We start from the raw sequence: 18,627 nt of genomic DNA, 5'->3' as shown, positions 1-18,627 counted from the left end.
TTTATCTAACAAAAACAGCTTCCTCTTATTAGAAAGAAGAAGCTGTTTTTTTAATAAAAATTAACATAATTTAATATAAAAAAATACAACAAGCATTTATTTTTGCCATTTATCAGTTATAAAAAATGAGCTTATATAAAAATAGCATATTTCGTAAAATCACCTCTTTATCATTGGTGGTTCTTCTTATGCTTCCTATTCTTATAAAAGCTACTCATCATCATGATAATGAAGCACACCACCATAACTGTAAAGAAAAATCTACTCACTTACACGAATCGGTAAACGACCATTGTGATATTTGTTATTTTTCTTTTGCTTCTTTTGATGTACCTACACAAAATTTCTCACCAGCTTTAGCTATTCTTCCTAGCAAGACGATAGTAGATAATTACAAGTCAATTATCTTACCTTCTTACCAATGTCTGAATAGAAAGCTTAGAGGACCTCCAACTTACTCATAACATACTAAATTTAGAACATACTTAACTTTCTTGTATTAAGAATTGTTGTAAATATATATGCATATAAACCTACTAAGTCTGTACTGTATTTACCACTTACTTTTTCTATTAGTTAACTATCTGTTCTATATTATTTAATCAATAGTTGAGCGCTTACAGTTCAACTACTACAATTCGTTTAATTCTATTTACAATGACAAAACAAAGCTTAGGTGCTTTATTTTGTGTATTGTTTCATACTATTCTTTTTGGTCAGAACACTAATTCTGTTACTATTAAGGTTATTGATGCAACAACACAAAGTGAGTTACCCAATGCTCACGTGAGTATCGGTTCAAAGCACGCATACACAAACACTAGAGGAAGTAGTACTTTTTTTAAACTTTTAAACAAAGAATACCTCTTAACTGTTACTCATGTTGGGTATGTTACTTATAAAGAAAGTATTTCTCCTACTAATTCAGTAATAGTTATTCCTCTAATACAAGACAATTCAGTATTAAATGAGGTGGTTATTGCACAAAACCCTAAAAAAACACTAACAAAGTTCTCTAGCAACACACAAAGGATTGATGTTGATTTTTTAGAGAAAAACAGGGATAATAGTTTAATGCAAACTCTTAAAGACATACCAGGAGTTAGTACAATAACTATAGGTTCTGGTCAATCCAAACCTACCATTAGAGGTTTAGGTTTTAATAGAGTTGTTGTTGTTGAAAACGGTATAAAACACGAAGCACAACAATGGGGAGCCGATCATGGTTTGGAAATAGACCAATATAATATTGACAATATAGAAGTTACTAAAGGAGCTGCTTCTCTACTCTATGGTTCAGATGCAATATCGGGTGTAATTAGCCTGAAAAACAATTTACTACCTGATGTTAATTCCTTTGCTGGTGAACTAAACCTTACCAATAGAAGTAACAACGATTTTTATGGAGTTTCTTTAGGTGTTAAACAACGTTATAATCATTGGTATTACAAAGCTAGAATAACTCATGAAGATTATGGCGATTATAAAGTTCCTACCAAAAAAATAACGTACGATAATTACATTTTTGATTTGCATAAAAATTACTTACGTAATACAGCAGGATTTAATCATAATGTTGGAGTTTCTATAGGTTATGTATCTGATAATATAAGCTCTATAACTTCTTTTAGTAATGTTAATTCTAAAAACGGTTTTTTCGCTAATGCTCATGGTCTGGAAGTGAGAACTTCTAAAATAGACTACGATGTTGACAATAGAGATATTGATTTACCATATCATAAGGTCAATCATTTTAAAATAACAAATAATACCAGTTTTCTATTCCCCAATTATACGTTAGATGTTGAGCTTGGGTTTCAAAATAATCATCGCGAAGAACACTCAGAACCTGTTCCACATGGTTATATGCCCAAGCCGTCATCTACAATGGAACGCTTATTTAAAAAGAATACCTATAGTCTTAATGTAAAAAGTCAATTACATAACTTTAATAAACATAAAGTTACTACAGGTGTTAATTTAGAGTATCAAGATAATACTATTGATGGTTGGGGGTTTCTTATTCCTGAATATACTCGTTTTACAGCTGGGGCTTTTGTGTACGATCAAATAAAACTCAACGACAAATTATATTTAGATGGTGGTGTACGTTACGATTATGGTATAATAAAAACACAGCCATATTACGAGTGGTTTTTATCTCCTGTTACTGACGAAAACGGAAACACTACTCAGCAACAACTACAGCGTTCAAAAAGAAAGAGCTTAACTTTTGGAAGTTTTAGTGCTTCAGTTGGATTAAGTTATGGACTTAAAAATACATCATATAAAATAAATATAGGCAAGAGTTTTAGAATTCCACTGGCAAACGAATTGGCTTCAGACGGAGTAAACTATCACATGTATCGATACGAAGAAGGAAGTCTTGACTTAGAACCTGAAAGTTCTTATCAAATAGATGGAGAGTTTAAAGCTAACTTTAGTAGAGGATCTATTCAAATCACGCCATTTGTCAATTATTTTGATAATTATATTTATTTAAGTCCAACGTCAGAGTATTACGAAACACTTCAGAAGTATCAATACAATCAAAGTCGTGTTTTTAGATATGGTGGCGAAATTATGGCGCAGTATGAACCTATTGATAAATTATCTATTACAGGTTCTTTAGAATATGTAAAAGCAAGACAGTTAAGTGGAAAAAAGAAAAACTTCACACTTCCTTTTTCCCCTCCATTAACAGGAGTTGTTTCGCTTGAATACACATTGAATCCTTGGTCTACTTTTGGAGAAACTAAAATATTCTCTAGTGTACGATTAGTTTCGGATCAAAACAATATTGTTCCTCCTGAAAAAACTACAGGAGGGTATTCTTTATTTAACATCGGTTTACATACTAGTGTAGATCTTTTCTCAAAAAAGCAGCCTCTTAAAATTCAAGGTAGGCTAAATAATATTTTAAACAACAAAGTATTCGACCATACAAGCTTCTACAGACTGATAGAGGTTCCTGAACCTGGAAGAAACTTTTCAATAACAATTATACAAACATTTTAATTATTTAATTTTTTTAATCATGAAAAACACATTTAAATCAGCAATCTTATTTTTCGTAAGTCTTTTAATCATTTCTTGTAGTGATGAAGATAACATCCCAGATACTTTTGATGAAAATATTAATACAGAAAATTTCAAAGGCTTGGAGTTAGGTAATTCTGATTTTGTTTTACCACAATCGAACATAGATGTTCATATTGAATTTGGCTATGAGGGTACTAGCAAAGTTTCTAAAATTTATTTTGACGTAGAAGCTTACGATGTTCCAAAAGTTAAAAACGGTGAACTAATTTGGGAGTTAAAAAACCATTTAGTACCTGTTGACCGATATGAAGGCCAATTAAACCCTCACATACATTACCATGTATATTTTGATGAAGAGAACAAGTACACTCCTTCTTTTACACCTGCTGAAGGGATTTATAAATTCAAAATTACTGTTGAACATGAAGACGGAACTAAAAGTGCTATTACTAAAAAGTTACATATCATTCAAAAATTTAAAGACTTAGAAATTGGTGAGAACAACTCAATCGCTTTTGGAAAAGATGAGTTACACACAGAGTTTGAATATGTTTCTGGTAATAATACTGTTACTGAAATTAAATATGAGTTTTGGTTCGAAGAATGGAGAGAAGGACAGAATGTTGAAGTTGGAAAGTGGGACAAAGTAATTACTGTTTTACCTAAAAATTTATATGAAGGAGTTAAAAACCCACACATACATTATCACTACGATTTAATTCCTGGAGCTCCTGTAGGAAACTACTGGTTAAACATTTACGCTAAAGAAAGTGGTGAAAGTGAAACAGTAAAGCTGTCTATTCCTCTTGAAATAAAATAATTATAACTAATTAAAGACTACTTGATTTTCTCAAGTAGTCTTTTATAAATAATAAACTACCATGAAATTATTAAAAATAACAAGCGCTTTACTCTTCTTAACTTTGGTAAACTTTGGTTGTAGTAGTGATTCTGAAGAACCAGATACTGAAAAACCAACTATTACCATAAATTACAACGAAGGGTTTCCTAAATCGTGTGCTGTATTAGAAAAAGGAAAAGAGTACACAATACGTGTAAAAGTGTCTGACAACATAGCTTTGGCCACTTATGCTATTGATATCCACCATAATTTTGATCATCACACGCACGATGACCAAGGTTCTAATTGTGAATTGTCTCCTATAAAAGATCCTGTTTCTCCTTTAATTTTTATGGAAAATTACGCAATTGATAATAATCTTAAAGAATATGAAATAGCACAAAACATTACAATTCCTACTGATATTGATTCTGGTGATTACCATTGTCAAATTTCTGTAATTGATGTTACTGGATGGCAAAGTAAAACCTCTGTAGATATTAAAATTGAATAAGTTCTATTTTTTATTCTTCTCTTCAATCCACTTGCTCATAAACTTAGTAGTCTGTAAAGTTTGATGTTGCAACAAACTTCCAAGAAAATTTTGTGTACGATGTATTTCAAAATTTTCTTGGATTTTTTTAATCCCCCTAATAAAAGAAACACCTAACTTGTCTTTATCATATAGTGAATTAATTATTTCTATACCTTTTTGTTGAGACTTTTTCCAAAGAATATCATAAGTATATAGCTCTATAGCTTTATTAGCAAACTTCTCAAAATTATCTTCTATAAATCCGTTCCAAGGTAAGTTGTCATACATTCCTTCTGCTCCTATCGAAGTAGTAACACTTGGAGTTCCACATTCCATTGCTTCGGTTAACTTTCCTTTAATTCCCGCACCAAAACGAATGGGAGCTAACACGACTCTAGCATTTTTAACTACTTCGAGCGCATCTTCTGCAAAACCTTTAATTATAAATCCTTCTTTTGGTTTATGCAATTGTTGAATTTGTTGCGTAACATAGGCTCCGTAAATATGTACTTCTGCTTTGGGTAGTTGTTTTCTGATCTGCTTCCATATTGTTTTTAATTGCAAAACAGCATCAACATTTGGAGCATGAAAAAAGTTACCTATAAACACAAAATGTTTTCGTTCTTCAAAAGATTTCCATTTCTGAGTAGTTTCAGCATCTATTGTATCCAACAAAAAAGGTAAATGATATAACAAAGCTTTATCAATCATAAAAACTTCCTTCAAAAGCTGGATTTCATAAGCTGAAATAATCAGGCTCATATCGCAACGTAAAATAGCAGCTATTTCTCGTTTTGCTTCATTCGATTTCAACAAAGCTTCTGTTGAAAATTGTTTTCCTTTTTTTAATTGTTGATGACGTGTTTTACGTAAAAAGTGTAAATCTTCTGTATCTAAAATTCGTAAAGCTTTCGGGCAATATTCTGCAACACGCCAACCGAATTGCTCTTCCATCATAAAACGATCGAACAACACAACTTCAGGTTGAAGTTCCGTAATAAAATTATCAAAAGAACTTGAATTCAATTCGATAGATTTTTCTTCAATTCCTAATTCAGCTAAGTTTAAAGAGTTTTCAGTTTTTTGAGCTGGTGTGGCAAAAGTAATGGTATAATTATGGTTTTTAAAAACATTGATTAGCTGTAGCATTCGGTTACCAGCTCCTGTTGTTTTTTCTACCCAAACATACCCAATAATTAAAAGTTGTTGCATTAATTTAGTCCGCTAATTGCGTTTGGTAGTTATTTTGAACGCTTTTTGCCCACTCAGTGATTTGTTGTACTTCTTCTTTAGACAAACGAGCATCGGCATGCATCCAAGTATATGAATCTAATGGCATTTTTCCTTTTTCAACTTCTTCCCAAACCTCTTTCATTTTGTGTTCCTTTCTTTTTAAAGAATAGGTAGCCCATTCAGAAAAATTCAATTCTTCTTTTCCGTGATTTACATGATCTGCCAACCAATAATTCACAGGCGTAATACTGCTATACCAAGGATAACGTGTTGAGTTACTATGACAATCAAAGCAAGCCGTTTTTAAAATTTTATGCACTGCATCATTTGGCTTGGTTTCTTCTATAAAATACTGAACAGAAGTAATTTCTCCTTCATTTTTTTCTGGTTGAAAAAATTGTACTATTACTAACAATAGTAATAAAACTATGATTATTTTTTTAAAAATTTTCATACAATGCGTTTAAGTTTTAAAGATATGAAAACTAATTTTATCGACAAATAATTGTACTTTTGTACTTCATTTTTACGAAAGCCCAAAATGGGCAATTGCAAACAATGGTTAACATAAACACAAATAGTTGAACTATTAGTAATGGACATTGTGCAATATAAATAGATGAAATTATAAAACACAACTCATGAAATACGATTTAATCGTTATTGGTTCTGGTCCAGGAGGATATATCGCTGCTATCAGAGCCGCTCAATTAGGTTCTAAAGTTGCTATCATTGAAAAATACTCAACTTTAGGTGGAACTTGTTTAAATGTTGGATGTATTCCTTCAAAAGCTTTATTAGATTCTTCGCACCATTACTATGATGCAGTAAATCATTTCGAAGAGCACGGTATCTCTGTAGAGAAACCTTCTTTTGACTTCGGAAAAATGGTAGCTCGTAAAGCAAATGTAGTAGAAACTACTACAGGAGGTATCAAATATTTAATGGACAAAAATAATATTGAAGTTTACGAAGGTTTAGGATCTTTTGAAGATGCTACGCACGTAAAAATCACTAAAAATGATGGTACTGAAGAAGTAATTGAAGGTACTAACATTATTATAGCTACTGGTTCTAAACCATCTTCTTTACCATTTATTACTATTGATAAAGAGCGTGTAATTACTTCTACAGAAGCTTTAAAACTTCCTGAAGTTCCTAAGCACTTATTAGTTATTGGTGGTGGTGTTATTGGTTTAGAGTTAGGTTCTGTTTACAAGCGTTTAGGTGCTGAGGTAACTGTTATCGAATACGCTCCTACGATTACTCCAACCATGGATAAAGATGTTTCTAAAGAACTGACTAAAGTTTTAAAGAAACAAGGAATGAAAATTAATGCTAGCCATGGAGTTACTTCTGTTGAAAGAAATGGTGACGAGGTTGTAGTAAAAGCTACTAATAAAAAAGGTGAAGAGGTTACTTTCACCGGAGATTACTGTTTAGTTTCTGTAGGTCGTCGTCCGTATACTGAAGGATTAGCTTTAGAAAAAGCGGGTGTAAAAGTTACTGAAAGAGGAATGGTTGAAGTAAATGGTCATTTACAAACTAATGTTTCTAACATTTATGCAATTGGAGATGTAGTTCGTGGAGCTATGTTAGCGCATAAAGCAGAAGAAGAAGGTGTTGTGGTTGCTGAATATTTAGCTGGACAAAAACCTCATATTGACTATAACTTAATTCCTGGTATTGTTTACACATGGCCAGAAGTAGCGGCTGTTGGTAAAACTGAACAAGAATTAAAAGATGCTGGTGTTGATTATAAGTCTGGAAAATTCTCAATGCGTGCATTAGGACGTTCTCGTGCAAGTGGAGATTTAGACGGATTTGTAAAAGTATTGGCTGATAAAAACACTGATGAAGTATTAGGAGTTCACATGGTAGGTGCTCGTGTTGCTGACTTGATTATGGAAGCAGCTGTAGCAATGGAATACAGAGCTTCTGCGGAAGATTTAGCTCGTATTTGTCATGGACATCCAACCTACTCTGAAGCTGTAAAAGAAGCAGCGAAAGCAGCTTGGGATGGTAAACCATTAAACGCTTAATAAAAAAGCTTTAAACATACTTTAAAAAGCAATCTCGTATGAGGTTGCTTTTTTACTTTACTTCAATTGGCTAACTTTTCTAAGTTTTACTAAATTCGTCTTTTTTATAAAAATATAGACAGAAAATACCTAACTTATAATTAATGAATAATGTCTTTGAAACTTTTAGACCAAAAAACCCTATAATAGCACAACATGTCCATTATTATTATTTGGATGTAAAACCACAAAATAAAAAAATAGAGTTTGATTGCTATCCACATTTCAATAATTCCATCTCTCTTTACAACTCACATTTTAGTCCTGAAATTGGAAAAATAGTTTTTAAAAATGATACTAATCCTCTTCAAATTTTCACTCCTTTAAGAGAAAATATTTTTAATGTCACACAAATTGGTAAAGTACATAGAATTGTAATAATTTTCAACCCTTTGGGTATTCATCAATTTTATAGGGGGTTATCTTTTACATATTTTATAACAAAATTCAATTTCTTTTCTGAACTTGAACTTAACGCTCTGTTTAGCTCACAAAATATTAACACTATTGCAGGATTATTAGACCAATTTTTATTTCGTAGATATGTAGCCTATAACAATACTATTTTAAATAATGCTATCGAGGTAATTTTTAACAATTTTGATACTATAACTATTGAATGTTTAGCTTCTAAATTAAACGTGAGTAGAAGGCACTTAAATAGACTTTTTAATTCTCATTTTGGTGTTTCAGTCAAAAAGTTCAACAAAATTGTACTTTTTAGAAAAACTTTAGAAAAAAAACTCTTAATCGATTCGGAACAAAGTTTTACTTCTTTGGCACATGAGTTCAATTATTTTGATCAATCACACCTTACTAAACTTTTCAAGAGCCTTACTTTAAGTTCCCCTAAAAACCTTATAAAAAAAGGAACACAACTTGGTAATGAAGATACTTTTTGGCATTTAAAATAGCTACCGTCCCATTTTTACAAGTTTCATTTCTTTTTTGCAATTACATTTGTAAAAAAAACAATAATGAAATTACTATTTTACACCTTCTTCTTTTTAGCTTTTATATCAACTAATGCTCAGACCACATATTCTGAACTAGTAAAAAAAGCTATGAAAACAATGAATACTTCAAAAGACACTACCTCTTACAAAAAAGCATTAAGCTTATTTGAAAAAGCTTTTGAAAAGTTTCCTGATAGTATTACCGATACTGAATTTTACTATTCTTCTATTATTGCTGCTGATTTAAAACAAAATAATAAAGCCTTCAAATACTTAACTCCTCTATCTGAATTAATAGAAGATGAAGACGGTTATCCTGGTTGGGACTATGTTGTTGGTGAATATGCAGATGAAGATTACAAAAATATTCAAAACGACAAAAGATGGACAAAATTAAAAACTAAGGCTTTAAAAAGAAAAACTAAATTCTTTAGTAATCTAAAAAAATCAGAAGTAGAGTTTTTCAATACTTTAAAAATAAGTATTCCTGAAACCTTAAAGAGCGAAACACTTTTTAAGTATTTAAAAGAATTTAATCCCTATATAACAAAACAACAACAAAGTTATTCTATAAGCTTTAAAATAAACGATTCTTTAAAAACATCTTATTACGTTCATTTACCCCAAAACTATACTCCTAAAAAAGAATATCCTGTCCTTATTTTTTTACATGGAGCTGTAAGACATACTAAACTTTCTGACTTTGAAACAAAGAAAAACCTAAAGTATTGGAACAGATATTATACAAAGTATGCAGATAAAAATAATGTTATTTTAATTTTTCCTAAAGGAAACAAAAAGTATAATTGGATGACCTCTGATGCTGGTTTTTTTATGGTGCCTTCAATTGTAAGACAATTAAAAAAAGCTATCAATATAAACGATGATAAAATTTTTATTTCTGGACATTCGAATGGAGCTACTGGGGCATTTTCATATTTAATGAAACAGCCTAATATATTTGCTGGATTTTATGGTTTTAATACTGAACCAAAAGTGTATACGGGTGGAACTTATATTGAAAACATATTAAATCGTTCATTCATTAATTTTTCTACCGACCAAGATTACTATTATCCTCCAAACGCTAATGATAATTTAGTTAAGTTAATGAAAAGTATAGCCGCAGATTATAAGGATTATCGATATAATGGTTATCCTCATTGGTTTCCTCAATTTGATGCTTCTGAGTCTGCTTATAAAATTCTTTTTTCAGATTTAATGAAAAGGAAAAGAAATCCTCATCCAAGAAAAATAACTTGGGAGTTTGATGATAATAATTATGGAAGTATTGATTGGTTAACTAACATACAACTTGACACTTTACAAAAGAAAACCTCTTGGCATAATAATTTAAATTTTGACATTAAAAAGTGGCTTACATATAATGAAAAAGATAGCTTAATAGAAAAAATTGTAGATAAAAAAGCCTTTGACTTTCCAAGAAAATCAGGAAAAATAATTGCTTCATACCAAAACAATACCTTCACCATTAAAACTTCTCGAATCAAATCTTTTAGAATTAATCTTTCTCCAGAAATGGTTGACTTAAGTAAGAAAATAACAATTTATGTTAATGACAAGTGTTACTTTAAAAAAAGAATTATATACGAAAGAGAGTTCATGATAGAAAATTTTAAAGAGAATATGGATTATAAACGGATTTGGGTAAACTTTATCAAAATCACCATATAAAAAATCCCGAACTGAATAGTTCGGGATTTTTTTATTGGTATGACGTTATTTCTTATTGAATTCCGTAAAAAGAACTCATGTTATCTTCAATTTCAGACGCTTTTTTAACCGCCTCATACATTTGAAATGTCTTATTCTGTCTTTCAGCAACAATACGCTTTCTATACGTGTCGTAGTTAGGTAATGCTGTTGGCTCTTCTCTCTTTTCTACTACAAAAGCAAATACACCTTTATCTCCTGCAACATTTTTAACCATCTTGTTTTCTTTAGCGTTCATCATTGCTCCTACTACTTTAGGCTCAAATCCTACACCAGAAATTGTTGGTGATTGTAAGTTTACATCGGTTGCTGCTCTCACTGACTGATTCACAGATTTTGCGATTTCTTCTAAAGTAGCTCCGCTCATCTTATCTTCAATCATTTTGGCTTTTCTTTCGTTTGTTAATATAGGACGAACTGAAGTAATTGCCTTATCAACAGGCATTAAACCTTTAGCTGTTTTTGCTGTTAGTACCGCTACAATATATCCTCCTTCAACATCAAAACGCTTGTAACTTCCTTTTTCAGTCTCTGGTTCAAAAGCCCAAGTAATAATTTGTCTTTCGTTACCAACTCCTGGTACGTTTTCATCTAAAGATTTTAATCCTACTGCTGGTAGTGAAGTTAAGTTTTTTTCTTTTACAGCTTCTTCAAAAGCTTTTCCATTAGCTAATTCTAAAGCAAATGTTTCTGCATTTTGGAATACTGCATTCTCCGTTTCTTCTGAAGCTTCTATCTTACGTCCAAAAGTAGCTAACTTCACTACTGGTTGGAAATTCTTTTGCCCATCAATTTTAATTACATGGAACCCAAATTGAGTCTTTACAACTCCCATATCTCCTTCTTTGCCTTCAAAAACGAAATCTCTGAATGATGGTACCATTCTATTGTAAGCAAACCAATCGTAAAATCCTCCTTTTTCAGCAGAACCTTGATCAGATGACATTTTTTTAGCTAAATCTGCAAACTTAGATTTATCTGCTTTAACAACAGCTAATAAGCTATCTGCTGTTTTCTTAGCTTCCTCTTCCGTTTGAACAACAGTAGCATCAGCACTAGCAGAACCAACAAAAGGAATTAAAATATGACTTGCTTTCGCAGAGTCTGGTAATTGTTTTACCTCAGTAATTTTAGATAACTTAAAGAATCCTGCATCTTTGTATGGTCCGAATACATCACCTTCATTTCCATTGAAAACCTCTTCTGCAATTACTTGAGGAACTTGTATTTTAAATTTATAACTATTATCTAATCTTAAATCAGAATCATTTTCTTCTAAAAATTCATTATAGTTAGTAGTATTTTTTAACCCTTTAACTGGAGTGTTATTTACTACAGAATCATCAATTAATTTGGCCACATTAGCTTTAATAGCTTCTTCATCTTTTGTTGAAGGTTCGATATTAAATTTTACAAAGTTAATGTCTCTTGAAGCTTCTACTTGAAAGGCATCTTGATGTTGGTTTATATAATTTTGAATATCGCTTTTCTTTAAAGTTACTAAGCTATCTGCAATTGTTGTATAAGGTACATATACATACCTACCAGATACTTTTGTGTTTTCAGTTAAATATCTAGACTCCCCTTCTTTTAAAGAAGCTCCTAAACCAGCAGCGACTAAGTTGTCGTATGTTGTTTTTTCTATGTTACTTTTAATAGAAGCCATGTAATTTTGCCATGCAGCCCATTCTTGTCCATTTTCTTCTTTTATAGTAGCTAAATGTTCTTTTAACTTGTTTTTATCGAAAATACCTGAAGTTTGGAATCTAGCATCATTTTGAACTACAGGAGTTTCATATAAGGCATTTAAAATATCTACATCTCCTACAGTAATTCCAGCCTCTTCTAATTGTTTTTTGTATATTTTTTGACGGATTAAATTATTCCATACTGCCTTTGCTGCTTGCATCTCAGACATACTATTTCCTGTTTGCGCTTTGTAAGCTTCTAGTGCTTCAGCAAACTCTTGACGAGAAATGGCTTCTCCATTTACTTCACCTATTTCGTTTACTTTACTTGCGCTGAAAAAATCTGATATTGTAGAAGGGTCTAATACAAAAGCAAAAAGTGCTAAACCAATTACAAGAATTAAGAACATTGAACGTTCTCTAATTTTCGATAAAATTGCCATACGTAATTTATTTTATTAACAGTGTGCGAAAATACAATTTCACATTAAATAATGCAATGTTTTTTTACGCTGTTTTTGAGGGAGTTCTAAGTAAATGAGGCTAGCTTAATCTTCTTTGTAAATTACTTTAAAATAAATTTCATCAATCTTAGTTGCACTTACTTTTAAAATTTTGATTTGGAAGTTTTCTATATCTAATACCTCATCTTGTAATGGTATTGTTTCTGTATGGTTTAAAATAAAACCTCCTAAGGTTTCATAAGCTTCTTCTTTAGGAATTCCTAAACCATATTCTTCATTTAAATAATCTACCTCTAAACGAGCTGAAAAATTAAATTCATACTCACTAATTCGTTCTTCTAATAATTGTTGCGTATCATGTTCATCTTCTATTTCTCCAAATAACTCCTCTACAATATCTTCAACTGTAATAATACCTGAAGTTCCTCCATACTCGTCAACTACAACTGCAATACTTTTACGCTTTTTTATTAAATTATTAAGTACATCATTAATAATCATTGACTCAGGAACAAACTCTACTGGTAACAAAATCGACTTAATAGTACGTGGTTTTTTAAAAAGCTCAAAGGCATTTACATACCCTAAAATATCATCTAATGAATTTTTATAAACCAAGATTTTCGATAACCCAGTTGTAATGAACATTTTTTTGAGATTACTTACCGTTTCGTGTAAATCAACCGCAACAATTTCTGTCCTAGGCACCATAATTTCACGAGATTTAACCTTATGAAACTCTAATGCATTTTGAAATATTTGAATTTCTGAATCAACTTCTTCTTCATCGTTTCCTGAATCTAACTGTTCTAAAATATAATTCCCTAATTCTTCTTTACTAAATTCGGTCTGAATTTCATCTTCTTTTGTTCTAAAAAATACATGTAGAAAAAAATCTGATATTCTGGTAATTACCCATGTAACCCCATAAAAAATAACATAAAAAATATAAGCTGGTAGTGCAAAGAACTTTAGCATTTCGTTTGCATAAATTCTAAAGATAGCTTTTGGCAAAAACTCTGCTGTTACCAATATAATTATAGTCGAAATAAGGGTTTGAGTTAATAAACTTACGTCTGATAACACATAGTTTACAACCGCATAATCTGATGGTAAAAAAGATTGAAACCATTTCATTAACAGCTCTCCCATAAAGTAACTATAAATAACTAAAGCTACGTTATTACCAACTAACATAGTCGTAATAAACTTTGAGGATTTTTCAGTTAGCTTAGTTAGAATTTTAGAGAGCAAACCGTCTCCCTTTTTTTCTAACTCTATGTGAAGTTTATTTGCAGATATAAAGGCTATTTCCATCCCAGAAAAAAAGGCTGAAAATAAAATAGAAGTAAGAATTATTAAGAGTTCGGGTTGCATTAACGTTCTTTGTTTCTTTTTTCTACTTTTCTTCTAAAGTGTCGTTTGAAGAAGAAAATTAATATGATAAAGATAGCAAATCCAAACATAATAAATGCTTCTTGTCTGTCTGAATTCCATTTAAAGATTCCTTCAACAAAAAAGATTACTCCTATAATCAAGTATCCGTATTGTAAATATTTCCAAAGTGCGTTCATTATATATCTTTTTGTGTAGTTTCTACATCTCCAGTAATATCTTTAGCTATCCATTTAGTTAAGTCTTCGCTCGACTCAAATCCAAAACCATTAATTACAGATTCAGGTGTTGTAAATCGAAAACCGTCTTCTGTAAAAAAATAATGTTCCTTTTGATCCCAAAACAACTGGTTAGTTTCTAATTTTGTTTGATTGCTATGGTTAGTGATAACAACATTACCTCTAATTTCAGATATTTTTGTTTTATTATAGGTTAATGCATAATTACCTGAAATTGTTGTTGAATCTGCTCCTTTTTTTTCTATTGTTACTATTTCTATTCCTTTTGGAAACTCACTGTAAGGGTGTTCTTTTCTATTTGAATAGTCATAAAAAATAGGTGCTTTTGTTTTTGAACTTATTCTTCCAGAATCTTTGTGAACATGATAAATATTTACTGCTGAACCTACTGGTAAATTTTTATCAGCAAGAAAATCTCGCACCTCCTTTTTAGAATTAGTACAAGAAAAAAACATTGCCACCAAATAAATGGTAGCAATGCTATTGTATATATGTTTTGCTCTTTTAAGCATTAACTTCTATTAAGGTACACGAACAGTTTCTCCAATCCAACATCCTACTCTATAACTTGCACCTGAAGACATTCCTTTTTGGAAAATTAACTTTTTAGATGGTACATTTTTTTTGTAACTAGAAATATATCTTCCTGCTCCACATCCTGGATCAACTTTTTGTGCTTTTAAAGCTTTATTTAAGGCTGCTACATATACCATTCTTTTTTCAAACTCGTCGCTACCACATGAATTTGCGCTTCTTTGGTATAAACTTGCAATAAACAAATATGCTTTACCCATATTAGGATTGTATTTCAAAGCTTCGTAAGCTAAAGCTCTTCCTCTACTTCCACCAGCATTTTGGGCTTCTCTTAATTTATACTTAGCTTTTTTAAATGGATCTGTTTCTAAGTCGAATGCTTTTTTTCTCATCTCAGCAGCTCCACCTTTATCTCCATTTTTAGCTAAAACTCCTGCTAAGAAATTATATGCATCTGCTGACTGTGTTACTTTAGCATACTCGTTTGCTAATTTTTCAAATAAAGGATCTGTTTGACACTCTTTGTTATACATTCTTGATACTGCTCTTTTTAACCAAACACCATCAGTTTTATTTTCTTCAAAATCTCTAGAATAAATAGGTATTAATCTCTCGCAAGTTGCTATCTTAGATATTTTAGCGTCTAAACCACCTTCTACTTGACCTAATGAAGAAGAGTTAATAGTATATGCTCTTAAAAGACTCTTTTCTCTTGATGTAATAGTACCCACAGAATCTTTCTCTTGTAACTTTGCTATCTTCTTACTGTAATCTTCCAGCTTTTCATCAACTGACTCCATTACATCATCATAAGTATCAAATACTTTTTGTGGATTTGTATCTTGATACTTATCAGCTATCATTTGGAAGTATCTAAAGATATTTTTTACCCCCATATCTTTAGGAGAAATATCATAAGCCTTTTTTAAGATTTCAAAAACTTCATCATCAGAAGCTAATTTATTATCTATTAAAAACTCAGCGTAATCACTATGCGCTTTTGCTGCCCCTTTCTTTGGATAATTAGCTAATCTTGTTTCATATACTTTTTTAGCTAAAACAGGATCTTTTAAGTTCTCTGCAACTTTTGCTCCATACTTGTATATGTTAATAGACAATGTAGCACAGTTATCTAATAAGTATTCTAAATTAGGTTTTGCTTGGTCATATTTTTTAGTTGTAGCATCTCCTTTAAAAAGATTGTATTTAATATGACACTCTTGACTTGCTTGCGCTTTCGCTCCACTTACGGCTACAAACAAAAATAATCCTGTTAGTAAATACGTAATTTTTTTCATCGTTCTCAGTTTATGTTAATCTATTCGTGTTTTTTGGAACCACTTAATACTATTTAAAGATAAACTTAATCTTACATTAAAGTAGTCTTCTTTTATTAAGTTATTGTTAGTAGTACCTCTTTGCCCATACTCAAACCCTATATTAACGTTTGATAGTTGTCTTGGCAACGGTAATCCTAATCCAACATTTATGCCAAAGTCTTTCACAGAAGTAAAATTATCGGTAGTTTTAACTAGCAATCCTGTATCTTCAAAACGCAAACCAGCCCTATAAGTAACTCTATCCCAATAACTTGAAATAGAATTTATTTTCGGTATAAAATATCCTCCTATTGCAAATTTATTTGAATCTTCATATTTATGAGATGATCCATCTGCTATAAAAACACTATTACTTTCTAAAGCTGTTTGAAATTCTTGATTAATTCCTACATACCATTTATTTTCTTTTCCTAAACCAAAACCATAAATACTTTTTAAAGGCATGTTGATATTACCATTTAAAGTTCTATTGAATAGTTCATTTCTAGGAACTTCTTGCCCTGATCCATTAAATGACAATGAATACATTTTCTCAGATCCTTTAGCAGATAAATCTGTAGACAAAATAAATGATGCTCCTGTAGATAGTTGTAGTTTATTTTTAAGTTCTGTTTTATATTGTATACCTAACTTAAACTGTCCTCCTCTTAAATTGAAAGACTCTTCATGTTTAGTTGCTAATGCTACATCTGCTCTTTGATTTAAAACGCTATTATCTATGCTTCCAAAAATAAATCCCGCTTCAGCACCAATAGACAAGCCTTTATAAACATACATACCATAACTAGCATATATCTTATTGGCTCCTCCTTCACCTGTGAATAAAGTAACATTATCAGCATTTTCATCATTTAGCAAAGAGTAGCCTACAGATGAAAAAGGTTGCAAACCAATAGATAAACCTGCATTTTTTCCTACAGGAAAACCTAACGATATATATCTTAAGTTTGTTGAGTTACCTGTTTGAGAAGCATTTTGTTCTTTAACTGTTAAAAAAGTCAAACTACCACCTATTGCGTAGGTTGCTGCTTTTAAATCAGCATTTGAAGCTGGGTTTGTAAAATTTAGGTGATGATAATCTTTCATTGCAACACCTATACCTCCCATAGAAGCTTGTTCTACTGTTACTGCCTCAAAACTCTCACCAATACCAAAATAAGAATAAGGTGATGCACTATTTCTTTGTGCTATTATTACTGATGAAGTAAGTACAAAAACTCCTAATATAAATCTCTTAATCATTCGCTAAATTGTGTATCAAAATAGTATGTAACCCCTCCAAAACAAAATTTGGATGGGCAAATATGACACTTTTTAATTGTTTTGACAAAAAATATGTATCTCCTCCTGTTAAAACTACTGTTAAATGTGGATATTTTTTTTGATATTGTACTATAATCCCGTCTATTTCATTACAAACTCCATTGATAATCCCTGAATGAATTGAACTTTCTGTATCTGTACCAATAAAGTTTTCTAATTCTTTTGCTTTTAATAACGGTAATTTAGAAGTAAAAGTATGTAGTGCCTTATACCTCATAGTTATCCCCGGTGAAATAGCCCCTCCAAGATAATTTCCTTCATCTGTGATAAACTCATATGTTATACAAGTACCAGCATCTAGTACCAATACATTTTTATTTGGATATTTTTTTATCGCTGCTGATGCCAATGCTACCCTGTCTACTCCTAATGTTTTTGGCGTTTTATATAAGTTCTTAAATGGAACTTTGGTATTTGAGTCTAAAAAAACCGGATTCAAAAGTTCAGCTATTTTTTTCGTTTCCTCATCTGTAAAATTAGCTACAGACGATATAATACTATTCGAAATTGAAAAATTTGAAATTATTTTTTTTAGCTCTGAAATTATATTTGTTTTTTCAAAAGTAAAGACTTCTTTAATAGTATCTATTTCAAAAACAGCTACTTTAACTCTTGTATTTCCTACATCTATAATTAGGTACATATTTCATTTCTTAGAGCTTGTAAATTTACGTTACATTTTTTTAAAGTTTTTACTTTGTATAATTAAAAAACGATTGTATATTTGCATCCGCTTAACGAAAGTAGCAACTGGTGCCTTAGCTCAGTTGGTAGAGCAAAGGACTGAAAATCCTTGTGTCCCTGGTTCGATTCCTGGAGGCACCACAATAAAACTAGTAAAATTAGTTGCGAGTTTTATTTTAAAGATGTTACTTTTTAAGTTATGACTGGTGCCTTAGCTCAGTTGGTAGAGCAAAGGACTGAAAATCCTTGTGTCCCTGGTTCGATTCCTGGAGGCACCACGATAAAAACCCGAACAAAATTGTTCGGGTTTTTTAGTTTTAACAATAAATCAAAATGTTCTCATACATTTTTATTTTTAATACAAATTCTTGCAAAATTCTATCATCTAAGAGGCATTAAGGTTTATTTCAGTTTCAAAAAATCAGGATATATAAGTAAGACTATGCATCTACCGCTGAACACCTCACTAAACATGATTTATAAATACTTACTTTTTTAAAAAACTTATATATTCTTTAATTTTCTTTAATCGTTTTTG

Annotated in this window: 16 protein-coding genes and 2 tRNA genes; 9 read left to right on the top strand and 9 right to left on the bottom strand. The window is 31.0% G+C overall.

The window, feature by feature from the left end:
• The first annotated feature begins 125 nt into the window (after positions 1–125).
• The 4 genes from ABHQ57_RS05430 (at position 126) to ABHQ57_RS05415 (ending at position 4,397) form a co-directional block, all read left to right on the top strand.
• Positions 126–464, top strand: a complete 339-nt coding sequence (locus ABHQ57_RS05430) for a hypothetical protein (RefSeq protein ID WP_047788517.1) — start codon at positions 126–128, stop codon at positions 462–464.
• 193 nt (positions 465–657) lie between these two features.
• Entirely contained in the window at positions 658–3,018 is a 2,361-nt protein-coding gene (locus ABHQ57_RS05425; protein ID WP_389862689.1) for a TonB-dependent receptor domain-containing protein, read from the top strand.
• A 19-nt stretch (positions 3,019–3,037) separates the two neighbouring features.
• Complete coding sequence (locus ABHQ57_RS05420) at positions 3,038–3,862, top strand: hypothetical protein (RefSeq protein ID WP_047788518.1); 825 nt, start codon at positions 3,038–3,040, stop codon at positions 3,860–3,862.
• A 61-nt stretch (positions 3,863–3,923) separates the two neighbouring features.
• Positions 3,924–4,397: a DUF4625 domain-containing protein gene (locus tag ABHQ57_RS05415; protein ID WP_389862687.1), complete on the top strand. Its 474-nt coding sequence runs from the start codon at positions 3,924–3,926 to the stop codon at positions 4,395–4,397.
• A 3-nt stretch (positions 4,398–4,400) separates the two neighbouring features.
• Here the strand turns inward: ABHQ57_RS05415 and ABHQ57_RS05410 are convergent, their stop codons facing one another.
• Both ABHQ57_RS05410 and ABHQ57_RS05405 read right to left on the bottom strand, forming a co-directional pair.
• Positions 4,401–5,630: a glycosyltransferase gene (locus tag ABHQ57_RS05410; RefSeq protein WP_389862684.1), complete on the bottom strand. Its 1,230-nt coding sequence runs from the start codon at positions 5,628–5,630 to the stop codon at positions 4,401–4,403.
• Between the two features lie 4 nt (positions 5,631–5,634).
• Positions 5,635–6,105: a heme-binding domain-containing protein gene (locus tag ABHQ57_RS05405; protein ID WP_389862682.1), complete on the bottom strand. Its 471-nt coding sequence runs from the start codon at positions 6,103–6,105 to the stop codon at positions 5,635–5,637.
• Positions 6,106–6,292: 187 nt separating this feature from the next.
• Here ABHQ57_RS05405 and lpdA point away from each other — a divergent pair, with 187 nt between their 5' ends.
• From lpdA to ABHQ57_RS05390, 3 genes are all read left to right on the top strand, one after another.
• Positions 6,293–7,693 (top strand): dihydrolipoyl dehydrogenase, encoded by a 1,401-nt coding sequence (gene lpdA / locus ABHQ57_RS05400; protein ID WP_159489768.1) that lies wholly within the window; start codon positions 6,293–6,295, stop codon positions 7,691–7,693.
• A 143-nt stretch (positions 7,694–7,836) separates the two neighbouring features.
• Complete coding sequence (locus ABHQ57_RS05395) at positions 7,837–8,646, top strand: AraC family transcriptional regulator (RefSeq protein WP_239179213.1); 810 nt, start codon at positions 7,837–7,839, stop codon at positions 8,644–8,646.
• Between the two features lie 63 nt (positions 8,647–8,709).
• Positions 8,710–10,383 carry an alpha/beta hydrolase-fold protein gene (locus ABHQ57_RS05390; RefSeq protein ID WP_389862679.1) on the top strand — a complete coding sequence of 558 codons (1,674 nt, stop codon included), beginning with the start codon at positions 8,710–8,712 and terminating at the stop codon, positions 10,381–10,383.
• A gap of 52 nt (positions 10,384–10,435) precedes the next feature.
• Here the strand turns inward: ABHQ57_RS05390 and ABHQ57_RS05385 are convergent, their stop codons facing one another.
• The 7 genes from ABHQ57_RS05385 to ABHQ57_RS05355 form a co-directional block, all read right to left on the bottom strand.
• Complete coding sequence (locus ABHQ57_RS05385) at positions 10,436–12,553, bottom strand: peptidylprolyl isomerase (protein ID WP_349264500.1); 2,118 nt, start codon at positions 12,551–12,553, stop codon at positions 10,436–10,438.
• A 105-nt stretch (positions 12,554–12,658) separates the two neighbouring features.
• Positions 12,659–13,951, bottom strand: a complete 1,293-nt coding sequence (locus ABHQ57_RS05380; protein WP_173359916.1) for a hemolysin family protein — start codon at positions 13,949–13,951, stop codon at positions 12,659–12,661.
• Complete coding sequence (locus ABHQ57_RS05375; protein WP_159489762.1) at positions 13,951–14,148, bottom strand: hypothetical protein; 198 nt, start codon at positions 14,146–14,148, stop codon at positions 13,951–13,953. The genes ABHQ57_RS05380 and ABHQ57_RS05375 overlap by 1 nt, the downstream gene beginning before the upstream one ends.
• Positions 14,148–14,720, bottom strand: a complete 573-nt coding sequence (lptC, locus tag ABHQ57_RS05370) for an LPS export ABC transporter periplasmic protein LptC (RefSeq protein WP_047788526.1) — start codon at positions 14,718–14,720, stop codon at positions 14,148–14,150. Before lptC ends, ABHQ57_RS05375 begins: the two co-directional genes overlap by 1 nt.
• Positions 14,721–14,729: 9 nt before the next feature.
• Complete coding sequence (locus ABHQ57_RS05365) at positions 14,730–16,040, bottom strand: hypothetical protein (RefSeq protein ID WP_047788527.1); 1,311 nt, start codon at positions 16,038–16,040, stop codon at positions 14,730–14,732.
• A 15-nt stretch (positions 16,041–16,055) separates the two neighbouring features.
• A complete protein-coding gene (locus ABHQ57_RS05360) occupies positions 16,056–17,324 on the bottom strand; it encodes a hypothetical protein (RefSeq protein ID WP_073181738.1) in 1,269 nt (422 codons plus the stop codon).
• The gene (locus tag ABHQ57_RS05355; RefSeq protein ID WP_047788529.1) at positions 17,317–18,048 is read right to left on the bottom strand and encodes a type III pantothenate kinase; all 732 of its coding nucleotides are present in this window, start codon (positions 18,046–18,048) and stop codon (positions 17,317–17,319) included. The genes ABHQ57_RS05360 and ABHQ57_RS05355 overlap by 8 nt, the downstream gene beginning before the upstream one ends.
• A 109-nt stretch (positions 18,049–18,157) precedes the next feature.
• Here ABHQ57_RS05355 and ABHQ57_RS05350 point away from each other — a divergent pair.
• Both ABHQ57_RS05350 and ABHQ57_RS05345 read left to right on the top strand, forming a co-directional pair.
• Positions 18,158–18,230: transfer RNA gene (locus ABHQ57_RS05350), tRNA-Phe, on the top strand.
• Positions 18,231–18,294: 64 nt separating this feature from the next.
• Positions 18,295–18,367: transfer RNA gene (locus ABHQ57_RS05345), tRNA-Phe, on the top strand.
• Positions 18,368–18,627 lie beyond the last annotated feature (260 nt).

Source organism: Tenacibaculum sp. ZH5_bin.1, assembly GCF_042865525.1.
Taxonomy (GTDB): domain Bacteria; phylum Bacteroidota; class Bacteroidia; order Flavobacteriales; family Flavobacteriaceae; genus Polaribacter; species Polaribacter mesophilus.
Note: the sequence above shows the minus strand (reverse complement) of the source record. Positions and strands in the feature narration are given on the sequence as shown.